Consider the following 18,806-nt stretch of genomic DNA (forward strand, 5'->3'; position numbering starts at 1 on the left):
TTGGCGAAATGTAAAAAATTGGTTAAGACTGTGATCAGGTCAGACCACTTATTTTATTTTTTTACAGGGGAATGTTATGAGTCAGGCTTTACCACTGGTTACCCGCCAGGGCGATCGTATCGCCATTGTAAGCGGATTACGTACGCCGTTTGCTCGTCAGGCCACCGCTTTTCATGGCATTCCTGCTGTTGAGCTGGGAAAAATGGTGGTTGGGGAATTGCTGGCGCGCAGTGAAATACCTGCCGAGGTTATTGAGCAACTGGTTTTTGGCCAGGTGGTGCAAATGCCTGAAGCTCCCAACATCGCCCGGGAAATTGTGCTGGGTACGGGGATGAATGTTCACACCGATGCCTACAGCGTAAGCCGGGCGTGCGCGACCAGTTTTCAGGCGGTAGCGAATGTTGTGGAAAGCCTGATGGCAGGGACGATTCGCGCGGGGATTGCTGGCGGCGCGGACTCCTCTTCCGTGTTACCCATTGGCGTCAGCAAAAAGCTGGCGCGTATACTGGTGGACGTCAATAAAGCCCGCACGACCGGGCAAAAACTCAAACTCTTTTCCCGCCTGCGTCTGCGAGACCTGATGCCTGTTCCGCCCGCGGTCGCTGAATATTCCACCGGGCTGCGGATGGGCGATACGGCCGAGCAAATGGCGAAAACCTATGGCATTACGCGTGAGCAGCAGGATGCGCTGGCGCATCGTTCTCATCAACGAGCCGCGCAGGCCTGGGCCGAAGGTAAACTGGCGGATGAGGTGATGACGACATATGCGCCGCCGTATAAAGAGCCTTTCTCTGAAGACAATAATATTCGTGGCAACTCTACTCTGGCTGATTATGCGAAGCTGCGCCCCGCGTTTGATCGACAACACGGGACGGTCACGGCGGCGAACAGTACACCGCTGACGGATGGCGCGGCAGCCGTCATCCTGATGACGGAGTCTCGCGCTAAAGAACTTGGCCTGGCGCCGTTGGGCTATCTGCGTAGCTATGCGTTTACCGCAATTGACGTCTGGCAGGACATGCTGCTGGGCCCGGCCTGGTCGACGCCGCTGGCGCTGGAGCGGGCCGGATTAACGCTGGCCGATCTCTCGTTAATTGATATGCATGAAGCCTTTGCCGCCCAGACGCTGGCTAACATTCAGCTGCTTGGCAGCGAGCGTTTTGCCCGCGACGTGCTGGGCAGGGCGCATGCGACCGGGGAAGTGGATGACAGTAAGTTTAACGTCCTCGGCGGGTCGATTGCCTATGGACATCCGTTTGCCGCAACGGGGGCGCGGATGATCACGCAAACCCTGCATGAGCTACGCCGTCGGGGAGGCGGTTTTGGCCTGGTGACCGCGTGTGCTGCGGGGGGTTTAGGGGCGGCAATGGTTCTGGAGGCGGAATAATGGACATGACATCGGCTTTCACGCTTAACGTGCGTCTGGATAACGTCGCGGTCGTCTCTATTGATGTCCCCGGTGAGAAAATGAATACCCTGAAGGCGGAGTTCGCGACGCAGGTTCGCGCCATCCTGAAACAGATTCGGGAAAACAAGGCGCTGCGCGGTGTGGTTTTTATTTCTGCGAAGCCGGATAACTTTATCGCGGGGGCGGATATCAACATGATCGGCAACTGCAAAAGCGCGCAGGAAGCTGAAACGCTGGCGCGTCAGGGCCAGCAGATAATGGCTGAAATTCAGGCGCTGTCTGTTCCGGTTATCGCCGCCATTCACGGCGCGTGTCTCGGCGGTGGGCTGGAGATGGCGCTGGCTTGCCATCGGCGCATTTGTACTGATGATGCGAAAACCGTGCTGGGTCTGCCGGAAGTGCAACTGGGGCTGCTGCCAGGGTCTGGCGGTACGCAGCGATTACCGCGCCTGGTTGGGGTGAGTACGGCGCTGGACATGATCCTGACCGGTAAGCAGTTACGGCCAAAACAAGCGCTCAGGGTTGGTCTGGTGGACGAAGTCGTGCCGCATGCCATCTTGCTTGAGGCTGCCGTGGAACTGGCGATTAAAGGGCGTTCCGCTCAGCGGAATTTACCGGTGCGTGAACGTATTCTGGCCGGGCCGCTTGGGCGCACGCTGCTGTTTCGCATGGTCAGTAAAAAAACCGGGCAGAAAACGCAGGGTAATTACCCGGCGACAGAGCGAATCCTTGAGGTGATTGAAACCGGGCTGGCGCAGGGAAGCAGCAGCGGATACGACGCGGAAGCGCGGGCGTTTGGCGACCTGGCGATGACGCCGCAGTCGCAGGCGTTGCGGAATATCTTTTTTGCCAGCACCGAAGTGAAAAAAGATCCGGGGAGCGATGCGCAGCCTGGCCCGTTAGCCAGCGTAGGCGTGCTGGGCGGAGGTCTGATGGGCGGCGGTATTGCTTACGTGACGGCCTGTAAAGGCGGCTTGCCGGTTCGCATCAAAGATATTAATGCCAAAGGCATCAACCACGCGCTGAAGTACAGCTGGGATCAGCTTGAAACCAAAGTTCGCCGCCGCCATATCAAAGCGGGCGAACGCGACAAACAGCTGGCGCTAATCTCCGGCTCAACGGATTACCGTGGCTTCTCGCATCGGGATCTGGTTATTGAAGCGGTGTTTGAAGATCTGGCGTTAAAACAGCAGATGGTGGCGGAAGTCGAGCAAAACTGCGCTCCTCACACCATTTTTGCCTCCAACACCTCATCTTTACCCATCGGCGACATCGCGGCTAACGCGGCCAGGCCTGAGCAGGTGATTGGTTTGCACTTCTTTAGCCCGGTAGAAAAAATGCCGTTGGTGGAGGTCATTCCTCATGCGACAACCTCCGCGCAGACGATCGCCACGACCGTTAAGCTGGCGAAAAAACAGGGCAAAACGCCGATTGTGGTCAGCGATAAAGCCGGGTTCTACGTTAATCGTATTCTTGCCCCGTATATCAACGAAGCAATACGGTTGCTGACCGAAGGCGAACGCGTTGAAGCGATCGACGCCGCACTGGTCAAGTTTGGTTTTCCGGTCGGGCCAATCCAACTTTTGGATGAGGTTGGCATCGATACAGGCACTAAAATTATACCTGTACTGGAGGCCGCTTACGGCGAACGTTTTAGCGCGCCTGCAAACGTTGTTGCCTCAATTTTGAATGACGATCGCAAAGGCAGAAAAAATGGCCGCGGTTTCTATCTTTATGGCGTGAAAGGGCGTAAAAGCAAAAAACAGGTCGACCCTGCAATTTATAGGCTTATTGGTACGCAAGGGCAGAGCCGACTTTCTGCGCAGCAAATGGCTGAGCGGTGCGTGATGTTAATGCTCAATGAAGCGGTGCGCTGCTTTGATGAGAAGGTGATCCGCAGCGCGCGTGATGGCGACATCGGCGCGGTATTTGGTATTGGTTTTCCGCCGTTTCTTGGCGGCCCGTTCCGTTATATGGACACTCTCGGCGCGGGTGAAGTGGTTGCGGTTCTGCAACGACTGGCTACGCAGTATGGCGACCGGTTTACCCCGTGTGAGCGCTTATTGCGGATGGCTGAACGCGGTGAACGTTTCTGGAACAGTGGGGAAACAGACCTGAAGGAATAAGGTCATATCAGGACGAGACCGCACCGAATGACTGTGTGGTGGTCAATTTGTAAACAAAGATTGACTATACTTACGCCATTGAGGTAAAAAACAGCGTTTCATTCGGTGAATGGATAAGGCACAATGCCGGCCACCGCATTTTTATCATACCCGTCAGGGTTTTTGCTAAGAATGTGGGTGATTCTGGTTAACAAAAGCGGTGCAATATGCAAGTTTTTATCATGCGTCACGGCGACGCGGCCCTCGATGCCGCCAGTGATTCGGTTCGTCCCTTAACCTCGTGTGGTTGTGACGAATCCCGCCTTATGGCGAACTGGCTGAAAGGTCAAAAAGTGGATATCGAACGTGTTCTGGTGAGCCCGTTTCTACGAGCCGAACAAACGTTGGATGTGGTAGGGGAGTGTATGAACCTGCCTGGCAATGTGGACGTTTTGCCGGAGCTTACTCCTTGCGGCGATGTCGGTATGGTCAGCGCCTGGTTACAGACGCTGGCGAATGAAGGCGTCGCATCGGTGTTAGTGATCTCTCACCTGCCTTTGGTGGGATATCTGGTGTCTGAACTCTGTCCTGGCGAGACGCCGCCAATGTTCACCACATCTGCGATTGCCAGCGTAACGCTTGATGAAAGCGGCAAAGGGATTTTCAACTGGCAGATGAGCCCGTGTAATCTGAAAATGGCAAAAGCGATTTAACGTTATTATCGTCGGTTGGATACCGTGCCTGATGGCGCTTCGCTTATCAGGCCTACATCCTGCACTGACTCCGCAGGCCGGATAAGGCGCCTGATGGCGCTTCGCTTATCAGGCCTACAGTCTGCACTGAACCCGCAGGCCGGATAAGGCGCCTGATAGCGCTTCGCTTATCAGGCCTACAGCCTGCACTGATCCCGTAGGCCGGATAAGGCGCTTGCGCCGCCATCCGGCAATCGGCATTGTCAGGGAAGCTCCGGCGGCAACCACTCTTCTACTTCAATCAATACCAACAGCGCAGCGTCCCCGCCGTACTCTTTTGGCGCCTGATGGAAGGCCATAACGTGCGGATGTTGCGCCAGCCATAACGGCGTTTGTTGCTTAAGAATATGCTTTCCGTGGCCGTGCATCACACAGGCGCAAAAGACATGCTCGCGGCGACAGGCGGCAATCAGCGCCCCCAGCTCTTGTTTGGCCTGCTGTTGCGTCAGACCGTGCAAATCCAGGAACAACTCCGGCGAATAGTCGCCTCGACGCATTTTCTTCAGCTCGAAATGGCTGACGTCGGCACGTACATATTTCACCGGGCCGTCGGTATTCAATAACGGTTGAAATTCATCGGAGAAATAGTGGCTGGCATCAGCCTGCTCCTGTATCAGACGCTTGACCGGGACTTCTGTGATTTTTTTACGTTGCGGCCGGTGGACAATGGTGTCCTGCTTAATCTGGCGGGTGCCGGTCATTAACTGCCGGAACAACGCCTGGTCCTCCTCGCTGAGCGATGTTTTCTTTTTCATTCGAACGTCTCATCTTTTATTTTGCGTTAGTTTACCCGACTCAGGGGACATTCGTTCAGCCAAAACGCAATTTTCACGCTCTGGCGCCGCGTGAGTGCTGATTTATCGCCGTCTTCGTGGCAAACTAGCCGCCGAATTTAATGCGAGCATGCCCTGGAGGAATACGTGGATAAAATTTTCGTCGATGAAGCAGTGAGTGAGCTGCATACCATTCAGGACATGTTGCGCTGGGCGGTAAGCCGGTTTAGCGCGGCGAATATCTGGTATGGTCACGGCACGGACAACCCGTGGGATGAGGCCGTACAGCTGGTACTGCCGTCACTTTATCTGCCGCTGGATATTCCAGAAGACATGCGCACCGCGCGCCTGACGTCCAGCGAACGTCACCGCATTGTTGAACGGGTCATTCGCCGTGTCAACGAGCGTATTCCGGTGGCCTACCTGACCAATAAAGCCTGGTTCTGCGGCCATGAATTCTATGTTGATGAACGCGTATTAGTGCCGCGTTCGCCGATTGGCGAGCTGATCAATAACCGCTTCGCGGGGCTTATCAGCGAGCAGCCGCACCACATTCTGGATATGTGTACTGGCAGCGGATGTATCGCTATCGCCTGTGCTTATGCTTTCCCGGAGGCGGAAGTGGATGCCGTTGATATCTCCAGCGACGCGTTAGCCGTAACCGAACACAACATTGAAGAGCACGGTCTGCTCAACCATGTCACGCCGATTCGCTCCGATCTGTTCCGCGATCTGCCGAAAGTGCAGTATGACCTGATTGTGACGAACCCGCCGTACGTTGATGCGGAAGATATGTCCGATCTGCCGAATGAATATCGTCATGAACCTGAACTGGGCCTGGCGTCCGGCACTGACGGTTTAAAACTGACCCGCCGTATTCTGGGCAACGCGCCGGACTACTTGTCCGATGACGGTATTCTGATTTGTGAAGTCGGAAACAGCATGGTACATCTGATAGAACAATATCCCGATGTACCGTTTACCTGGCTGGAGTTCGATAACGGCGGCGACGGCGTCTTTATGCTGACGAAAGCGCAGCTCATTGCGGCTCGCGAGCATTTCAGCATCTATAAAGATTAATCAACGGTCAACAACACAACAACGATAACGGAGCCGTGATGGCAGGAAATACACTTGGACAACTCTTTCGCGTAACGACTTTTGGTGAATCACACGGGCTGGCGCTCGGTTGTATCGTTGATGGCGTTCCGCCGGGCATTCCGCTAACGGAAGCCGACCTGCAACACGATCTCGACAGACGCCGTCCGGGAACCTCGCGTTACACGACCCAGCGTCGTGAACCGGACCAGGTGAAAATTCTCTCCGGCGTCTTTGAAGGCGTGACGACGGGCACCAGCATTGGCCTGTTGATTGAAAATACCGATCAGCGTTCACAGGATTACAGCGCCATTAAGGACGTTTTCCGTCCGGGCCATGCCGACTATACCTACGAGCAGAAATACGGTCTGCGCGATTACCGTGGCGGTGGTCGTTCTTCAGCCCGTGAAACGGCGATGCGCGTCGCGGCTGGCGCGATTGCTAAAAAATATCTGGCGGAGAAACACGGCATCGTCATTCAGGGGTGTCTGACCCAGATGGGCGATATTCCGCTTGAAATCAAAGACTGGCAGCAGGTCGAACAAAACCCGTTTTTCTGTCCTGATCCAGATAAAATTGACGCGCTGGATGAACTGATGCGCGCCCTGAAGAAAGAGGGCGATTCGATTGGGGCAAAAGTGACCGTCGTGGCAAACGGCGTTCCGGCAGGGCTTGGCGAACCGGTCTTTGACCGTCTGGATGCGGACATCGCTCATGCGCTGATGAGCATCAACGCGGTAAAAGGCGTGGAGATTGGCGATGGGTTTGATGTGGTCGCGTTGCGAGGCAGCCAGAATCGCGATGAAATTACCAAAGAGGGCTTCCTGAGCAACCATGCGGGCGGTATTCTCGGCGGTATCAGTAGCGGGCAACAAATTGTTGCACATATGGCGCTGAAACCCACTTCCAGTATTACGGTGCCGGGACGTACGATTAACCGCTTTGGTGAAGAAGTCGAGATGATCACCAAAGGGCGTCACGATCCGTGCGTTGGGATCCGCGCCGTGCCGATCGCTGAGGCCATGCTGGCGATCGTGCTGATGGATCACCTTCTGCGTCAGCGCGCGCAAAATGCGGATGTAAAGACTGATATTCCACGCTGGTAATCAATGAAAAAAACGGCACTCGCGTTGCTGGCTCTTCTGGTCAGCAGCGCCAGCCTGGCGGCGACGCCCTGGCAGAAAATTACGCATCCTGTTCCCGGAAGTGCGCAATCCATCGGCGGCTTTTCGAATGGCTGCATTGTTGGGGCAGACACGCTTCCCGTGCAGTCCGAACACTATCAGGTGATGCGTACCGATCAGCGCCGCTATTTTGGTCATCCCGATCTCGTGATGTTTATTCAACGACTGAGCACTCAGGTCAGCAACCTTGGATTTGGAACGGTGTTGATCGGCGATATGGGGATGCCTGCGGGAGGGCGGTTCAACGGCGGACATGCCAGCCACCAGACCGGGCTCGATGTCGATATTTTTCTGCAACTGCCGAAAACACGCTGGACGCAGGCGCAGCTACTGCGACCTCAGGCAATTGACCTGGTCTCCCGCGACGGCAAACATGTGGTGCCTTCGCTGTGGAAGCCGGAAATTTCCAGCCTGATCAAACTGGCGGCGGAAGATAACGACGTCACGCGTATTTTTGTTAATCCTGCCATTAAACAGCAGTTATGCCTGGATGCCGGAACCGACCGTGACTGGTTGCGTAAAGTGCGACCCTGGTTCCAGCATCGTGCGCATATGCATGTACGATTACGTTGCCCTGCCGACAGCCTGGAGTGCGAAGATCAGCCTTTGCCTCCGCCTGGCGATGGATGCGGCGCAGAACTACAAAGTTGGTTTGAACCTCCTGAACCTGGAACAACAAAGCCTGAGAAGAAGACACCGCCACCGTTGCCGCCTTCCTGCCAGGCGCTACTGGATGAGCATGTACTCTAATGGACAATTTTTTAAATCTGTTTATGGTGTCCCCGCTGTTATTGATTGTTCTTTTTTTCGTGGCAATGCTGGCTGGATTTATTGATTCGCTGGCGGGGGGAGGCGGCTTATTAACGATCCCTGCATTAATGGCGGCAGGCATGTCGCCAGCACAGGCGCTGGCGACCAATAAATTGCAGGCCTGCGGCGGCTCACTCTCCGCGTCAATCTATTTCATTCGTCGCAAAGTGGTCAATCTTGCCGATCAGAAACTCAATATTCTGATGACGTTCATTGGCTCAATGAGCGGCGCGTTACTGGTGCAATATGTCCAGGCGAGCATTTTGCGGCAGATTTTACCGGTGCTGGTTATTTGTATTGGCCTTTACTTCCTGTTGATGCCGAAACTCGGCGAAGAGGATCGTCAGCGTCGGCTTTATGGCCTGCCTTTCGCGCTGGTCGCCGGGGGCTGCGTCGGATTCTACGATGGCTTCTTCGGCCCGGCTGCCGGATCGTTTTACGCGCTGGCGTTTGTGACGCTGTGCGGGTACAACCTGGCGAAATCCACCGCCCATGCCAAAGTGTTGAATGCCACCTCGAATATTGGCGGCCTGTTGCTGTTTGCCATTGGCGGTAAAGTCATTTGGGCGACAGGTTTCGTGATGCTGATTGGCCAGTTTCTGGGCGCTCGTATGGGCTCGCGACTGGTGTTAAGCAAAGGACAGAAGCTCATTCGCCCGATGATTGTCATCGTCTCTGCGGTGATGAGCGCCAAACTACTTTATGATAACCACGGACAGGAGATTCTCCACTTGCTGGGGATGAACTAATGAACAGTACGCATCATTACCAACAGCTAATTGATATTTTTAACGGCTGCTTTGCCGACGATTTTAATACACGTCTGATTAAAGGCGATGACGAACCGGTCTATCTTCCTGCTGATGCGGACGTGCCGTACCACCGGATTGTTTTTGCGCACGGCTTTTACGCCAGCGCGCTGCATGAGATTTCGCACTGGTGTATTGCCGGAAAGGCGCGTCGCGAGCTGGTGGATTTTGGTTACTGGTATTGCCCGGATGGGCGTGATGCGCAAACCCAAAGCCAGTTTGAAGACGTGGAAGTGAAACCGCAGGCCTTTGACTGGTTGTTTTGCGTGGCGGCGGGTTATCCGTTTAACGTCAGTTGCGACAACCTGGAAGGGGACTTCGAACCGGATCGCGTGGTATTTCAGCGCCGGGTTCATGCCCAGGTGATGGAGTACCTGGAAAAAGGCATTCCTGAACGCCCGGCCCGGTTTATTAAAGCGTTACAGAATTATTATCACACGCCTGACATTACGGCGGAACAGTTCCCGTGGCCGGAAGCGCTCAACTGAGGCCGACGCCACGTTTACAATGAGGAAAGAAGATGATCGCGGAGTTTGAATCACGCATTCTGGCATTAATTGACGATATGGTAGAGCACGCAAGCGATGACGAGCTGTTTGCCAGCGGATATCTGCGTGGCCACCTGACGTTAGCAGTTGCAGAACTGGAAGGCGGTGATGACCATTCCGCAGAAGCGGTGTATGCCAACGTCACCAGCAGCCTGGAAAAAGCGATTGGCGCAGGCGAGTTGTCGCCGCGTGACCAGGCGTTAGTGAAAGAGATGTGGGATAACCTGTTCCAGAAGGCCATTAACGCGTAGGCCGGACGCGTCGCCATCCGGCATTTTCACCTTGCCGGGTGGCGTTAACGTTCATCCAACGGATGGACTTATTTCACCGCTTTTCCCTTCAATAACTTCCGTACCCACAGACGATTCGGGTTTAACGCCGCCAGCGTGTCAGCATCCATCGGAATGGGCTCTTCACTCATTTGCGCCGCGAGAATTTCCGCGCAGAGCGGGGCTGAACACAACCCGCGCGATCCGAGCGCTCCCAGCATAAACAAATCAGGATAAACCGGCGCGCGTTCGGCGGTGTCTTTCTGTCTGGCAAGGGCGGCGTATTGTGCGAGCGTTGCATCATAGTCCGGCACATTTCCGACCATCGGCAGATGATCGCGCGTGGCGCAGCGTACGCCACAGCGCGCCGCTTTTTCGCTGATATCAACCTCTTTTGCCCATGCGGCATCCGGGAAGCAATCGATCAAGCGCTGGCGATTCTGCTGCTGATCGTCTTCACGATAGGCAGTTTCCTCACTGTCACGATGGTAACTGGCGCCAATGCAGTGCTGATGAGTGGCAGGGTTTTGCGGCGTGAGGTATCCGTCGTAGCACAGCACCTGGCGTAATGCGGAAAGCGCAGGCGTTGTCGGGATATGACTCACCTGACCAGCCACCGAATAGACCGGTAACGGACGCGTCTGGTCAACGTGGTTAATCTGATGCCCGTTTGCCAGCACGACCACCTCATGTTCAACTGCCTTACCCTCTGCAAATTGCAACTGCCAGCCTGTGGCCTGGCGCGAAAGGGCGGTGAGCGTGTGTGTATAATGCCTCCGCAGCCCTTGTGTGGCAGCCAGCGCCAGCAGCGCAGCGGTTAATTGTGCGGGGCACAGCCAGCCGCCAGCCGGATACGTTATTCCGCGACAGTGTGTCGCCACGCCTGTTTCCTGCTGCGCCTGGTCTGGATCTACAGCCACTGCGAGCGCATCGGGCAACGCCAGCGACAGCATCTGATCGATTTTATGCTGGCTCTTTTCGTCCCAGCCCAGTTGCGTGACGCCGCACCAGTCATGGTCGAAAGTCACCGGCAGCGCGTCATACAGACGCCGCGCGAACGTAAACGCGCTCGGGAAAAAGAGGTTAATCGCCGCATCGTGTTTGCTGAGCAGGGGATAAAGCGCCCCCTGGCGATTGCCGGATGCGCCTTGCGCGGGCTGCTCATCTGAACAATAGAGCGTTACCTGCCAGCCGCGGCGCAGAAGCGCCAGCGACAGCAGCGCGCTGGCGATGCCGCCGCCGATGATTGCGACGTCTCGTTTGGCGCTGCCGCTGCGGGTGAACCACGGCGTCGGAGAGGGGAACGTCAGCGCGTGCGCCATGACGCCGCAAAGCATTTCACGCTTGCGGCCAAAACCTTTGCGTTTTTGCATCGTGAACCCTGCCTCCTGCAACCCTCGGCGCACGAATCCCGCAGAGGTAAACGTCGCCAGCGTTCCGCCAGGGCGAGCCAGTCGCGCCATGGTGGAAAACAGATTCTGCGTCCACATGTCAGGGTTTTTCGCGGGGGCAAAACCATCCAGAAACCAGGCGTCCACTTTCTGGTTCAGAGATTCATCCAGTTTCCCCGTCAGCTCATTAATATCGCCGAACCAGAGATCCAGCGTCACACGACCGTCATCAAGAATCAGACGATGGCACCCGGCCAGCGGCAGCGGCCACTGCGCGTGTAGCTGCTGTGCCCAGGGGGCAAGCTCTGGCCAGTGTTGATGGGCTAAAGCGAGGTCGGCCTGCGTCAGGGGAAATTTTTCAAAACTGATAAAATGTAATCTTTGTAGCGTAGCCTCAGGGTGAGCGTCGCGAAACTGCGAGAACGCCTGCCAGAGCGTCAGGAAGTTAAGGCCAGTGCCGAAACCGCTCTCTGCCACCACGAATAATGGGCGAGGGTGCAGAGGAAAACGCTCCTCAAGCTGATTGCCGCCGAGAAAAACATAACGCGTCTCTTCCAGCCCATTATCATTGGAAAAGTAGACGTCATCGAAATCTCGGGAAACAGGTGTACCCTCAGCGTTGAATTCAAGGTTGGCAGGTTGTATAGCGTATTGTTTCACGTAAGTTACTCGTCTGACAGGCAGTGTCACGATCTTAGCGATGTGCGCCCGGAGGCGCAAATTTCCATATTAATTGGCTGATCGGACTTGTTCGGCGTACAAGTGTACGCTATTGTGCGAGTCGAATCTTAAAATAGTGCGACTTACAGAGGTATTGAATGAAACGTGCAGTGATTACTGGCCTGGGCATCGTTTCCAGCATCGGTAATAACCAGCAGGAAGTCCTGGCATCTCTGCGTGAAGGACGTTCAGGGATCACTTTCTCTCAGGAGCTGAAGGACTCCGGCATGCGTAGCCATGTTTGGGGTAACGTCAAACTGGATACCACTGGCCTCATTGACCGCAAAGTAGTGCGCTTTATGAGCGACGCATCCATCTATGCTTACCTTTCTATGGAGCAGGCGATTGCTGATGCGGGTCTCTCTGTAGAAACTTACCAGAATAACCCGCGCGTTGGCCTGATTGCAGGTTCCGGCGGCGGCTCCCCGAAATTCCAGGTCTTTGGCGCAGATGCCATGCGTAGCCCGCGTGGTCTGAAAGCCGTTGGCCCGTATGTAGTGACCAAAGCGATGGCCTCCGGCGTTTCTGCCTGCCTCGCTACGCCGTTTAAAATCCACGGCGTGAACTACTCCATCAGCTCTGCTTGCGCGACCTCTGCGCACTGCATCGGCAACGCGGTTGAACAGATTCAACTGGGCAAACAGGACATCGTCTTTGCCGGCGGCGGCGAAGAGCTGTGCTGGGAAATGGCGTGTGAATTCGACGCGATGGGCGCACTGTCCACCAAATACAACGACGATCCGTCTAAAGCTTCCCGTACCTATGATGCGAACCGTGATGGTTTCGTTATCGCGGGCGGCGGCGGTATGGTTGTGGTTGAAGAACTGGAACATGCTCTGGCGCGCGGCGCGCACATCTATGCGGAAATCGTCGGTTACGGCGCAACGTCCGATGGCGCTGACATGGTTGCACCGTCAGGCGAAGGCGCAGTGCGCTGCATGCAGATGGCGATGCACGGCGTTGACTCTCCGATTGACTACCTGAACTCCCACGGTACGTCTACGCCGGTAGGCGACGTGAAAGAACTGGGCGCAATTCGTGAAGTCTTTGGCGATAAGAGCCCGGCTATCTCCGCGACCAAAGCGATGACCGGTCACTCTCTGGGTGCGGCTGGCGTGCAGGAAGCTATCTATTCGCTGCTGATGCTGGAACACGGCTTTATCGCGCCGAGCATCAACATTGAAGAGATGGACGAGCAAGCGGCAGGTCTGAACATCGTAACCGAAGCCACCGATCGCGAACTGACGACCGTTATGTCCAACAGCTTCGGCTTTGGCGGCACCAACGCGACGCTGGTTATGCGTAAGCTGAAAGCGTAAATCTGAAGGCGTTGGGCGAATAAGGCGTTTACGCCGCTATCCGACATCAACGTTTGCCTGATGGCGCTTCGCTTATCAGGCCTACAGGGGAGCCGATAATGGCTCCCTTTTTTATTGCTTGTTTTCGTATTCCTGCGCGACTTTTGCCGACCACGCCCTGGCGCGGGCAATAGCGCCTGCATCGTAGATCGGGTGTTCAAACTGGTGGGTAAGATCGCGTACCCGATAAATTTTCCATTGGCCATTTTCCCGGCGAGTGTACACCATTAAATGGATAAGGCGGGTATCGGAATCGCCAAGCCATACATCCACTTTTTCACCTCCCAAAAAAGCACTGGCTGTTCCTGCGTGGAATTTAGCGATCCATTCCGGCGCGTAGTCCTGCACGTACATAAAGTAGTCTGACGCCACGATTTCCTGCTCATAATAATCGTCAATTTTCTTTAATCTGCGAATAATTTCAGTTGAAACATATTTTTCATAAATAGGATTGGTGTAATTGATAAGGCTCTTATCGTTATCGCTGGCGTATATTGCCATGTACTGGGGGTAGAATTGACTCACCATGTTACGACTACTTGTATCATTGTGAACATTACATGCGGATAACAGTAAAAGGATTAATGGGAGAATAAATCGCATTAGTTCCTCCTGTATATCGTATATTGTGGTTTTGCTGCTCTGTAACCAGGACCTGCCCACATATCACGTTGTTTGAAATCGGAATACCAGTCTTGTCCATCAAATATAGCCATATGACCGCTTGGGTTTCCTCCCTCATACGGTTGCAAAATGACAACATCACCTGCTCGCGGGGACTCATAAGGAGAGACGGGTCTGAAACCCGAGTTCATTAAAAGAGAACCATAATCTTTGGCGTGCCCAGTGTTCCCTATATCTATGCCTCCAGCACGGATTGCCTTTCGTGTATATTCAGCACATTTTTTGATTGAGTGTGTATGAGCGTGATGCTTTGCATAGTTTGTTGCTGTTCTTATATCCCAGACCATATTATATCCTTTGGATGTTATTACGTGATCCGTTAATTAATTATCACTGTAATAATGGGGTATATAGGTAATATGTGCTATAAAAAAGAATTATAAATAATTTGATTGTATTTAATATGCCAAATAATATTGACCTGAAAAATATTTCTGGATTTATAGTGTTTTATTCTTCTGAACGCTGATGTGGTTCCTCATGACCAGAAATGTAGCGCGAAGGCCAAATCACATCTGGTGTGGTCTCCAGCGCCACCGCAATGATCAGCTCTGCTCTGGGCCAATGGCGGGTAAATACATTGCGTAACGAGTCGGGAGATAATCCAGCTGCTCGTGAAAGATCTCTGAGCGTAATTCCTCTTTTTTCCAGTGCACTTTTAATATCTGCACGATGCCAGTCTTGGCTTTTGTGTTCCATTCTGTAATCCTAAGAAGATGTGTTATCGGCGCCGATATTTTTCAGGTTATAAATTAGCGCGACAAAAAGAACGTTACTTTCTTTTTCATTATAAGAATATTGCCAGAATAAACCTGAAATTTCGCGCAAAAGAAAAAATATTTTTATTTCATCAGGGAAAAGGAAAGAGACTGATGGCAAAAGAGTGGTTCACGGTTAAGGAGTGTCTTGCATTACCGGGGTTTCCAGGAAGTGTGCCTGCGGTTCGTGAACGTTTGAATAAGTACAGTGAGGGGAAAGAGAGTGTCAAACGTAAGCGTGCTAAATCGAAAGCTGAGGAGTACCATATTTCTGTTTTTCCTCTCTACCTCCGTCCTTATTTGAACGAAAATGAGGCAGTGCTAACGCTGGAGAATGCCTTCGACCAGGAAGTGGAACCCAAAGAGATCTGGGATATGATATTCAGGCTACTGACGCCGGGGCAACGTGTACAGGTGACCGGGCTGTTCAGGACAAAGGGAATCGATGCCGTCTTTCCCTTTCTGTTCGATGACAAGTCTTCGTTTTGATACAACTTCCTGAGATTTCAAGGTTGACAAGTTTAGCGGCTCACAGGCAGACTTCACGCTCAACATTATCCCCATGATAATGCGTAAGCGTTTAACGTTATCCAACGCACCTTAATCCTGATGGTCAGGTGGAGGGGGCGTGGCATTTCCTCGCCTTACTCTGCATTCTGGAGTAACGCATGACAGCTGTATCCCAAAAAGAAAAAACACCTTCTGCGAATTTTTCGCTTTTTCGTATCGCTTTTGCGGTTTTTCTGACCTATATGACGGTCGGTTTACCGTTACCTGTAATCCCTCTTTTTGTTCATCATGAGCTGGGCTATGGCAACACGATGGTCGGCATCGCGGTGGGCATTCAATTCCTTGCAACGGTATTGACCCGTGGTTACGCCGGGCGACTGGCCGATCAATATGGCGCTAAACGTTCCGCGCTACAGGGGATGTTGGCCTGCGCGCTGGCGGGGGGCGCGTGGCTGTTGGCGGCGTTGTTACCTGTTTCTGTACCTGTAAAATTCGCGTTGCTGATCGTCGGGCGACTGATCCTGGGTTTTGGCGAAAGCCAGCTACTGACCGGAACCCTGACCTGGGGGATGGGGCTGGTAGGGCCTTCGCGCTCCGGTAAAGTGATGTCGTGGAATGGCATGGCGATTTACGGCGCGCTGGCTGCCGGTGCGCCGCTTGGTTTACTGATTCACAGCCATTACGGTTTTGCGGCGCTGGCAGGAACGACAATGGCGCTGCCGCTGCTGGCCTGGGCATTTAATGGCACCGTGCGTAAAGTACCTGCGCACGCGGGCGAACGTCCGTCGCTGTGGAGCGTCGTCGGCCTCATCTGGAAGCCGGGCCTGGGGCTGGCGCTACAGGGGGTTGGTTTCGCCGTTATCGGCACCTTTATTTCACTCTATTTCGCCAGTAAAGGCTGGGCGATGGCCGGTTTTACGTTGACCGCGTTTGGCGGCGCTTTCGTGCTGATGCGCGTGCTGTTTGGCTGGATGCCGGATCGCTTTGGCGGTGTGAAGGTGGCGGTTGCGTCCCTGTTGGTCGAAACGGCAGGGCTGGTGCTGCTTTGGCTGGCGCCTGTGGCCTGGATTGCGCTATTGGGCGCGGCGTTAACCGGGGCAGGGTGCTCGCTCATCTTCCCGGCGCTGGGTGTTGAAGTGGTGAAGCGCGTACCTTCTCAGGTACGCGGTACGGCACTTGGCGGCTATGCCGCGTTTCAGGACATCTCCTACGGCATTACCGGTCCGCTGGCCGGGCTGTTAGCCACCTCGTGCGGCTACTCTTCCGTGTTCCTCGCCGGGGCGATCTCTGCCGTCGTGGGGATTGTGGTGGCGCTGCTGTCGTTTCGCCGGGGTTAAGACACCAGCCAGAACAGAATGAAGGCAACCGCCAGTGCGATAAAGATCAGCCCCGGTCGCGCCGTTACGGATTTGATGGTTTCAATCATCGGGGCGAACGGGCTGTATATCGGCTGAATGTGATGCGGCTCGGTTAACTCTCTTTCGCGCGCAACGCGGCGCAGGAAGACCTGGTTCAGCAGATCCTGAACCTGAGCGGTTGTCAGAATTGTATGCGGCAACGCCTGATATGTCTGCTGGGCGTAATCTCTTAACGCCGTGAATTCATTCGGCTCCAGCGGCAGTTTTAGCGCCGCCTGTAGCGTCTGTAGGGTAGGCGCGCTCTGGTTGCTGAGGGTCTGGCGCGCTTGCAGCCAGGTGACCAGGTGCGTGAACTGTTTTGCAGGGATCAGCTCGCCGCTTTTCACACCGGAAAGTTCCAGCATGGACTGCCAGATAAGTTTGCCCGATTCGCCCGTCGCGGCGGCCAGCTTCGTCACCAGTTGGTTGAGCGTATTATGCTCGGCAGGCAATAACGGTCTGTCGGTTGCCGGACGTTGTTGAGGCTGAGGAATGGAAAGTTGCCCCTGTTGCAGTAGCGTCAGCACATTCTTTAACTGCTCGGGCGTTAACTGGCTGAGCGCCGTCTGACCATACTGTTGGCGAATAAAATCACTGACGGCCTGGCGATTGTTCCCCTGGCTCAATAATTCCGTCAACTGCGAGAGCACCTGACGATTCGCGTGGTTCTGCTGAGCGACGCTCAGGCGTTGCGTGAGATTTTGTTCTGCGGCGGGGAAGTGACGCGACAGCAACGGCGTGTCGCTTTTTACGCCCAGATCGTGTTTCATTCCGGCCCAGACTTCCGCGCTTTGCTGTTGCGTCAGTGAAATCAGACGCGTAATCAGGCGTTCCAGCACCGTGCGCTGCTGGGTGGATAGCGGCTGTTCTCCGGCAACGGAAGGCGCAGTCTGACCTTCACCGGGAGGGCGTGCGGGAGTACCGGAAATGGGTTGCATCATCACTTATCCTTAAACCATAAATCTTAGCAAAGTATGCCTGGCGGCCAGATTATGGCACACTTGCCCGGTTAACTCTCGTTCTCAAACAGGTACGCAGACGTGAAAATCCTCGTTGATGAAAATATGCCTTATGCCCGCGAATTATTTAGCCGTCTGGGCGAGGTCAAAGCGGTTCCCGGTCGCCCCATTCCCGTTGCAGAACTTGATGATGCGGATGCGTTAATGGTGCGTTCAGTCACCAAAGTGAATGAAGCGCTGCTTGGGGGGAAATCCATCAAATTTGTCGGTACCGCAACCGCCGGGACCGATCATGTGGATGAGGCGTGGCTTAAGCAGTCTGGCGTGGGGTTTTCAGCGGCGCCTGGCTGCAATGCTATCGCTGTTGTTGAATATGTTTTTTCCGCTTTACTGATGCTGGCGGAGCGTGACGGTTTTGCTTTAAGCGACCGCACCGTGGGGATTGTCGGCGTAGGTAATGTTGGCGCTCGCTTGCAGGCGAGGCTGGAAGCGTTGGGCATTCGCACTTTGCTGTGCGATCCGCCGCGTGCGGACCGGGGCGATGAAGGTGATTTCCGCTCGCTGGATGAGCTGGTCCAGGAAGCGGATATTCTGACGTTCCACACGCCGTTGTATAAAGAGGGGCCTTACAAGACGCTGCACCTGGCGGATGAGGCGCTGATCGGGCGGCTGAAGCCGGGGACGATTCTGATTAACGCCTGTCGCGGCCCGGTGGTGGATAACACCGCGCTGCTGGCGCGCCTGAATGCCGGGCAGTCGCTGAGCGTGGTGCTTGATGTCTGGGAAGGGGAGCCCGATCTCAACGTGGCGCTGCTGGAAAAAATTGATATCGGCACATCGCACATTGCCGGTTATACCCTGGAAGGGAAGGCGCGCGGCACCACGCAGGTCTTTGAAGCCTATAGTACGTTTATCGGACGGGCGCAAAAAGTGGCGCTGGATACGCTGCTACCCGCGCCGGAGTTTGGGCGTATTACGCTGCATGGCCCGCTGGATCAGCCGACACTGAAAAGGCTGGCGCATTTGGTGTATGATGTGCGCCGCGATGATGCGCCACTGCGTAAAGTCGCCGGAATTCCGGGCGAGTTTGATAAGCTGCGTAAGAATTACCTTGAGCGCCGTGAATGGTCTTCCTTGTACGTGATGTGCGACGATGCCAGTGCCGCCACGCTGCTGCATAAGCTCGGTTTCAACGCCGTTCATCATCCGGCCCATTAACATTCTTTTTGTCGCTCCCTGCATAGCGCGGGGAGCTTTGCTATTTCTGGAGTAA

Annotated in this window: 19 protein-coding genes; 13 read left to right on the forward strand and 6 right to left on the reverse strand. The window is 54.6% G+C overall.

Annotated features, from left to right (window positions below):
- Positions 1 to 76: 76 nt before the first annotated feature.
- From fadI to sixA, 3 genes are all read left to right on the forward strand, one after another.
- The gene (fadI, locus tag FD428_RS06760) at positions 77 to 1,387 is read left to right on the forward strand and encodes an acetyl-CoA C-acyltransferase FadI (RefSeq protein WP_114848259.1); all 1,311 of its coding nucleotides are present in this window, start codon (positions 77 to 79) and stop codon (positions 1,385 to 1,387) included.
- Positions 1,387 to 3,534: a fatty acid oxidation complex subunit alpha FadJ gene (gene fadJ / locus FD428_RS06765; RefSeq protein ID WP_114848258.1), complete on the forward strand. Its 2,148-nt coding sequence runs from the start codon at positions 1,387 to 1,389 to the stop codon at positions 3,532 to 3,534. The genes fadI and fadJ overlap by 1 nt, the downstream gene beginning before the upstream one ends.
- A 206-nt stretch (positions 3,535 to 3,740) precedes the next feature.
- The gene (gene sixA, locus FD428_RS06770; protein WP_047462281.1) at positions 3,741 to 4,226 is read left to right on the forward strand and encodes a phosphohistidine phosphatase SixA; all 486 of its coding nucleotides are present in this window, start codon (positions 3,741 to 3,743) and stop codon (positions 4,224 to 4,226) included.
- Between the two features lie 242 nt (positions 4,227 to 4,468).
- Here sixA and smrB read toward each other — a convergent pair whose 3' ends face one another.
- Positions 4,469 to 5,020 carry an endonuclease SmrB gene (gene smrB, locus FD428_RS06775; RefSeq protein WP_012131437.1) on the reverse strand — a complete coding sequence of 184 codons (552 nt, stop codon included), beginning with the start codon at positions 5,018 to 5,020 and terminating at the stop codon, positions 4,469 to 4,471.
- Between the two features lie 165 nt (positions 5,021 to 5,185).
- On the opposite strand from smrB, the gene prmB reads away from it, so the two are divergent.
- The 6 genes from prmB to FD428_RS06805 are packed head-to-tail and all read left to right on the forward strand — an operon-like array spanning position 5,186 to position 9,738.
- Positions 5,186 to 6,118 (forward strand): 50S ribosomal protein L3 N(5)-glutamine methyltransferase, encoded by a 933-nt coding sequence (gene prmB, locus FD428_RS06780; protein WP_012131438.1) that lies wholly within the window; start codon positions 5,186 to 5,188, stop codon positions 6,116 to 6,118.
- A 38-nt stretch (positions 6,119 to 6,156) separates the two neighbouring features.
- Positions 6,157 to 7,242, forward strand: a complete 1,086-nt coding sequence (gene aroC, locus FD428_RS06785) for a chorismate synthase (RefSeq protein ID WP_012131439.1) — start codon at positions 6,157 to 6,159, stop codon at positions 7,240 to 7,242.
- A gap of 3 nt (positions 7,243 to 7,245) precedes the next feature.
- Complete coding sequence (gene mepA / locus FD428_RS06790; RefSeq protein ID WP_012131440.1) at positions 7,246 to 8,070, forward strand: penicillin-insensitive murein endopeptidase; 825 nt, start codon at positions 7,246 to 7,248, stop codon at positions 8,068 to 8,070.
- Positions 8,070 to 8,879: a sulfite exporter TauE/SafE family protein gene (locus tag FD428_RS06795; RefSeq protein ID WP_012131441.1), complete on the forward strand. Its 810-nt coding sequence runs from the start codon at positions 8,070 to 8,072 to the stop codon at positions 8,877 to 8,879. The genes mepA and FD428_RS06795 overlap by 1 nt, the downstream gene beginning before the upstream one ends.
- Entirely contained in the window at positions 8,879 to 9,427 is a 549-nt protein-coding gene (locus FD428_RS06800) for an elongation factor P hydroxylase (RefSeq protein WP_012131442.1), read from the forward strand. Before FD428_RS06795 ends, FD428_RS06800 begins: the two co-directional genes overlap by 1 nt.
- Positions 9,428 to 9,459: 32 nt before the next feature.
- Positions 9,460 to 9,738, forward strand: a complete 279-nt coding sequence (locus tag FD428_RS06805) for a YfcL family protein (protein WP_012131443.1) — start codon at positions 9,460 to 9,462, stop codon at positions 9,736 to 9,738.
- Positions 9,739 to 9,806: 68 nt separating this feature from the next.
- On the opposite strand, the gene mnmC is transcribed toward FD428_RS06805, so the two are convergent.
- Positions 9,807 to 11,807 (reverse strand): bifunctional tRNA (5-methylaminomethyl-2-thiouridine)(34)-methyltransferase MnmD/FAD-dependent 5-carboxymethylaminomethyl-2-thiouridine(34) oxidoreductase MnmC, encoded by a 2,001-nt coding sequence (gene mnmC / locus FD428_RS06810; RefSeq protein ID WP_114848257.1) that lies wholly within the window; start codon positions 11,805 to 11,807, stop codon positions 9,807 to 9,809.
- A 158-nt stretch (positions 11,808 to 11,965) separates the two neighbouring features.
- On the opposite strand from mnmC, the gene fabB reads away from it, so the two are divergent.
- Positions 11,966 to 13,186: a beta-ketoacyl-ACP synthase I gene (fabB, locus tag FD428_RS06815; protein ID WP_058667781.1), complete on the forward strand. Its 1,221-nt coding sequence runs from the start codon at positions 11,966 to 11,968 to the stop codon at positions 13,184 to 13,186.
- Positions 13,187 to 13,297: 111 nt separating this feature from the next.
- Here the strand turns inward: fabB and FD428_RS06820 are convergent, their stop codons facing one another.
- The 3 genes from FD428_RS06820 to FD428_RS06830 form a co-directional block, all read right to left on the reverse strand.
- Entirely contained in the window at positions 13,298 to 13,828 is a 531-nt protein-coding gene (locus FD428_RS06820; protein WP_047462296.1) for a YbjP/YqhG family protein, read from the reverse strand.
- Complete coding sequence (locus FD428_RS21820; RefSeq protein WP_114848256.1) at positions 13,828 to 14,196, reverse strand: hypothetical protein; 369 nt, start codon at positions 14,194 to 14,196, stop codon at positions 13,828 to 13,830. Before FD428_RS21820 ends, FD428_RS06820 begins: the two co-directional genes overlap by 1 nt.
- A gap of 163 nt (positions 14,197 to 14,359) precedes the next feature.
- On the reverse strand, positions 14,360 to 14,608 hold the full coding sequence (locus tag FD428_RS06830; RefSeq protein ID WP_047462299.1) for a helix-turn-helix domain-containing protein: 249 nt from the start codon (positions 14,606 to 14,608) through the stop codon (positions 14,360 to 14,362).
- Between the two features lie 173 nt (positions 14,609 to 14,781).
- Here FD428_RS06830 and FD428_RS06835 point away from each other — a divergent pair, with 173 nt between their 5' ends.
- Both FD428_RS06835 and FD428_RS06840 read left to right on the forward strand, forming a co-directional pair.
- Complete coding sequence (locus tag FD428_RS06835; protein WP_114848255.1) at positions 14,782 to 15,156, forward strand: hypothetical protein; 375 nt, start codon at positions 14,782 to 14,784, stop codon at positions 15,154 to 15,156.
- A 179-nt stretch (positions 15,157 to 15,335) separates the two neighbouring features.
- The gene (locus FD428_RS06840; protein ID WP_114848254.1) at positions 15,336 to 16,514 is read left to right on the forward strand and encodes an MFS transporter; all 1,179 of its coding nucleotides are present in this window, start codon (positions 15,336 to 15,338) and stop codon (positions 16,512 to 16,514) included.
- Here the strand turns inward: FD428_RS06840 and flk are convergent.
- Positions 16,511 to 17,512 carry a flagella biosynthesis regulator Flk gene (flk, locus tag FD428_RS06845; protein ID WP_058669110.1) on the reverse strand — a complete coding sequence of 334 codons (1,002 nt, stop codon included), beginning with the start codon at positions 17,510 to 17,512 and terminating at the stop codon, positions 16,511 to 16,513. The two genes, FD428_RS06840 and flk, sit on opposite strands and share 4 nt — an antisense overlap.
- 102 nt (positions 17,513 to 17,614) lie before the next feature.
- Here flk and pdxB point away from each other — a divergent pair, with 102 nt between their 5' ends.
- Positions 17,615 to 18,751, forward strand: coding sequence for a 4-phosphoerythronate dehydrogenase PdxB (gene pdxB, locus FD428_RS06850; RefSeq protein WP_114848253.1), 1,137 nt, complete (start codon positions 17,615 to 17,617; stop codon positions 18,749 to 18,751).
- The last annotated feature ends 55 nt before the right edge of the window (positions 18,752 to 18,806 follow it).

The sequence above is a fragment of the Citrobacter sp. TBCP-5362 genome, from assembly GCF_005406305.1.
In the GTDB taxonomy this organism is placed as follows: Bacteria; Pseudomonadota; Gammaproteobacteria; order Enterobacterales; family Enterobacteriaceae; genus Citrobacter_B; species Citrobacter_B koseri.